Raw genomic sequence first — 2,988 nt, forward strand, 5'->3', positions numbered from 1 at the left:
CCGACCTTGAGGACTACGATTACCCCGGCCGTTTCAGCAACCGTGAGCGTGGCAACCTTCTGGCCCGACGGGCACTGGAACGCCACCGCCATGATTACCGCCTCGCCGAAGGCCATAGCGATCAGCCACGGCTGGTCAGCGGCCACTTTCTGGAACTGGCCAGTCACCCGCAGAAAAGCTGGAACCAGCTCTGGCTACTGACCGAGGTTCGTCACGAAGGCCGCCAACCGCAGGTGCTGGAAGAGTCCGCTCGCCCTTCTGACTGGCAGGGCTATCGCAATACCTTTCGCGGTACGCCGTGGGACGCTTTCTATCGCCCGCCTCTGCGCCATCCCAAACCGCGCATTCAGGGCAGCCAGACCGCCATGGTCACCGGGCCCAAGGGCCAGGAAATCCATTGCGACAAACATGGCCGGATCAAGGTGCAGTTCCACTGGGACCGCGAAGGCCAGCAGGATGCCAAAAGCAGTTGCTGGCTGCGGGTGTCGTCCGGTTGGGCGGGCAATCGCTATGGTGCTGTCGTCTTGCCACGGGTCGGCATGGAAGTGCTGGTGACTTTTCTGGAAGGCGATCCCGATCAACCTCTGGTCACCGGCTGCCTCTACCACGCCGAAAACACCCCGCCCTACAGCCTGCCCGAACACCGCACCCGCAGCGTCTTCAAGACGTTGAGCAGCCCCGGTGGCGGTGGCTCTAACGAGCTGCGCATCGAGGACCGCAAGGATCAGGAACAGATCTTCATTCACGCCCAGCGCAACTGGGACCAGAGCATCGGCCATGACCAGAAGATCCATGTCGGCCATGAGCGTCACGACCGGGTCGAGGCCAATAGCTACAGCGAATTCAAGGCCGAGGAACACCGCACCGTCAACGCCGACCGCAAGGTGGAAATCAGGGCGAACGATCACCTGAGCATCGCTCAGGTTCAGCACATCAAGGTGGGAGTGGCGCAGCTCGTAGAAGCCGGAAAGGAAATCCACATCAAGTCCGGCGACAAGCTGGTGATCGATGCCGGCATGGAGCTGACCCTCAAGGTCGGCGGCAGCTTTATCAAGATCGATCACAGTGGCGTGATGATCAACGGGCCGCTGATCAGGACCAATGAGGGCGGCTCTCCGGGCATCGGGACAAGTTCAATGCCATTGCTGCCAGGCCTGTTACAGCAGGCAGCGACGGAAAGACCCGGACAACTGTTGATGCAAAATCTGAGAGGCCCCGCTCCCATCGTCGAGTTATGTCAGAAACCCAAAGGCGGTACGCCATTGAATTGCCTGCTCGAAGATTGCGGCTGCCGCAAAGTATTGCTGACGGAAGAAAAACAATGACCTCTTCAGTGCTACTAGAACGTACGGACGATTTACTGGAAAAGATTTACAGCTTATTGCCTTCTCCGGCTCCACACCTCCTGTTCAATGAGACAGAACTGGTTGACTGCAAAGAGCAAAGCCCGATATGGCTGGAGATTATGGATAACACGCCGTTGCTGGATGCCATTCACTTGGAACCAGAGCATTGGCCTGGACTGCTTATTGAAAGTACCTCATCGACCAATGTCCTGCTCGCGCATCTCAGGCGGATCCTCTTCATCCACTTCGATCAGATACGTCGGGGTGTCCTGCGCTATTCAAATCCCGTTACAGCCAGCTATTTCTTCGGCATTAATGATGCGCAGGCTAACGCCCAATGGCTGGGGCCAATTTCGCGGTTGTCCTGGTATGGCGGTACATGGACAGACTATGCCTTAGACAGGCAGCGCTGGCAGTCCACGGAGAATCCTCATGTACGCGACTGGCAATGCCCGGATGAGTCTTTCACTCCACACCTGGATGCCATACATGAGCATGCTCTCCAACGCCAGGAGCAAGAGCGCTTTGCCTGCAACTGGTGGAGGAAGCGGTCCGATACATCCTTTCCTCAAACGCTGATCTATCTCGCTGAAGGAATGAGTCAAGGATTCGGCGAAGAACAAGACGTGATGAAGCGATATCTTTCGCTACGGGCGCAATATCCGACAAGCCTCATACAGCTTACAGATGAACACGATAACAATGAAAAACGCCTGCACGACCTGCAGCAGTCCCTGGAGCAACAAGTTCAGAACAAGGGTTTTCATTCATGAGCAAACCTCTTGGCAGTCTGAGCGCTGGCCCGGCATGTGAAGCAGGAAAATTGATCGTACAGGTGATCGGTAAGGATCATCCTGACAGCCAAAAACTCCTGTTCTGTGACAACGCCGGTATGGCCTTCAAGGCAAGCATCGATGAACAGGAACATGAGTTGTACAGCAGCGTACTGCATGCATGGGATTACATGGCTCAGTCCAGACTTGAACTGGAAATCGCCACGACCGACGGTAAGCCTATTCGCCTCCCTTTACTTGATGATCTGCAAAACACGCCACGTCAGCCCGATGCGCAATTCAACCAACTGGTGCCAATAATCCCCTTCGTTGCCTTACCCGGCTCAAAAAATCGCAACGACTCCGGCACACCGATACTAGCTCGAGCGGGCTTTTTATATGTGTTCTACCGGCAAAAACTCTGGCGAGAACTGGAAATCCGGATTGCGGCCAACCGCACCACTTACCATGACATTGACGTCGCTCGATATCGCCAGGGCGAAAGCTTTCTGCCTGACGAGCGCAAGGCTATCGGTCAGGCGCTGGACGATATCTGGCTGCCCGCTATCTGGAACAACGTGAAAGTAAAAAACTTGCAGCTCTGCTTTTCAGAAATACAACTGAGCGCCCCACGCCTCAAACGTTTGGAGCAGGACAGCAGTCTTAGAGCGCTACGTTGCACAAGCCCGGACCTGTATTGTTCAAAGGCAAGGTTCAAGGAGCTATACAAGAATAAACCTGATGAATCGCCCCGGATTCTCTAGACACCTTGCAAGCTCATTGTGTAACGTTTTTCAAACTCTACCGGTGAGAGCTGATTGTTGAAACCATGGCGGCGTTTTGCGTTGTAGAACATCTCGATGTAATCA

At 55.1% G+C, this 2,988-nt stretch carries 3 protein-coding genes and 1 pseudogene; 3 read left to right on the forward strand and 1 reads right to left on the reverse strand.

What is annotated here, in order from left to right; translation table 11 throughout:
* The 3 genes and pseudogenes from tssI to Q6A51_RS27185 all read left to right on the forward strand — a co-directional run.
* Positions 1-1,325: type VI secretion system tip protein TssI/VgrG (gene tssI, locus Q6A51_RS27175; RefSeq protein WP_304576173.1), on the forward strand; the 1,325-nt coding region annotated here is incomplete at its 5' end.
* Positions 1,322-1,867 (forward strand): annotated as a pseudogene (locus Q6A51_RS27180) (DUF4123 domain-containing protein); the annotation flags it as partial. The gene tssI and the pseudogene Q6A51_RS27180, both read left to right, overlap by 4 nt.
* A 248-nt stretch (positions 1,868-2,115) precedes the next feature.
* Positions 2,116-2,883, forward strand: coding sequence for a hypothetical protein (locus tag Q6A51_RS27185; protein WP_322791252.1), 768 nt, complete (start codon positions 2,116-2,118; stop codon positions 2,881-2,883).
* Here the strand turns inward: Q6A51_RS27185 and Q6A51_RS27190 are convergent.
* Positions 2,880-2,988: IS3 family transposase (locus tag Q6A51_RS27190; RefSeq protein WP_304574666.1), on the reverse strand; the 109-nt coding region annotated here is incomplete at its 5' end. The genes Q6A51_RS27185 and Q6A51_RS27190 overlap by 4 nt on opposite strands.

It is taken from the genome of Pseudomonas serbiensis, assembly GCF_030580745.1.
Lineage (GTDB): Bacteria > Pseudomonadota > Gammaproteobacteria > Pseudomonadales > Pseudomonadaceae > Aquipseudomonas > Aquipseudomonas serbiensis.